This window comes from Rhodococcus sp. EPR-134, assembly GCF_001647205.1.
GTDB lineage: Bacteria > Actinomycetota > Actinomycetes > Mycobacteriales > Mycobacteriaceae > Rhodococcus_F > Rhodococcus_F qingshengii.
The window spans coordinates 1-1,290 of record NZ_LVCT01000054.1; the positions used below are offsets into that span (position 1 = coordinate 1).

A 1,290-nucleotide genomic window follows, 5' to 3' on the forward strand; every position below is an offset into this window, starting at 1 on the left:
ACGGTGCCCACGTCTATCACTCCTTCGTCCGGTGAACGAAGTGTGTCATAGTGATTCGTCAAAGCCGATCCATGCCGATCCATTCGACCGACGTGGTAATTGCTTCGAGCAGGTCGGGGATCGGTTCGACGCCGATACCCGGTCCTTCCGGAACCTTCACGTAACCGTTGTCGAGTACGAACGGCTCGGTGATGTCTTCGGCGAAGTACCGGTCGGAAGCCGATGTATCGCCTGGTAGGGCAAATCCGGGGAGCGCGGCAAGCGCGACGTTGGCGGCCCTGCCGATTCCGGTCTCGAGCATTCCGCCGCACCACACGGCAATTCCGTTGGCCTTGCAGACGTCGTGGATACGACGCGATTCCAGATAACCGCCCACACGTCCCGGTTTGATGTTCACCACGCTGCACGCACCGATTGCCAGCGCGTCGGCGGTGACCTTCGCGGAGGTGATCGACTCGTCGAGGCAGACCGGCGTCCGCATCATCTCGGCCAGCCTGGCGTGGCCACGCAGTTCCTCTTCGGGAAGCGGCTGCTCGATCAGCAGGAGGTCGAAGTCGTCGAGCCGCTGGAGATGGCGGGCGTCAGCCAGGGTGTACGCGGTGTTCGCGTCGACCTGGAGGAGTACGTCGTCGCCGAACCTCTCGCGGACTGCGCGAACCGGCTCGATGTCCCAGCCCGGTTCGATCTTCAGTTTGATGCGCAGGTATCCGGCATCGAGGAACCCGCCTACCTCCTCTAGCAGCTCATCGATCGAATTCTTGATACCCACCGAGACACCCGCGGGTACGCGATCGACTACTGCACCCAGGTACGAAGACATGCTCGTCCCGGCAGCCCGTAACTCGGCGTCGAGAAATGCGGTTTCCAATGCCGCTTTGGCCATGGGGTGCCCGGCGAACTGTTCCATCGTCGCGCTCAGTGCGTGCACGTCGGGATCGGTGAGTTCACCCAGAGACGGAATCAGGAACTTACGAAGGACTTCGGCGGCGCCGTCCGTGTATTCGGAGCAGTAGCGAGGCTCGGACATCGCCACGCACTCGCCCCAGCCCTCCGACTCCGAGGTGACGACCTTGACGAACAACACGTCCTTGGTGGTCTCGGTGCCGAACGAGGTACGGAACGGCGCTTTCAACGGCATTGCCGCCCGGCGTAATTCAACTCCTTCGATCTTCACGATGTAACCTCCGCTGTTGTCCTGCCTGCCTGTGTTCCCGGCGCACGGTCCAGCACGTACTTTCCGGTTCTGGTAACTGCGAGAACCACTCCGTTCTCGGCGAGCACACCACCGAG

The 1,290-nt window shown here is 61.9% G+C and carries 1 protein-coding gene; it reads right to left on the reverse strand.

Annotated features, from left to right (window positions below):
• Nucleotides 1-58: 58 nt before the first annotated feature.
• Nucleotides 59-1,174 carry an o-succinylbenzoate synthase gene (gene menC / locus A2J01_RS02740; RefSeq protein WP_064111855.1) on the reverse strand — a complete coding sequence of 372 codons (1,116 nt, stop codon included), beginning with the start codon at nt 1,172-1,174 and terminating at the stop codon, nt 59-61.
• Between the last annotated feature and the right edge of the window lie 116 nt (nt 1,175-1,290).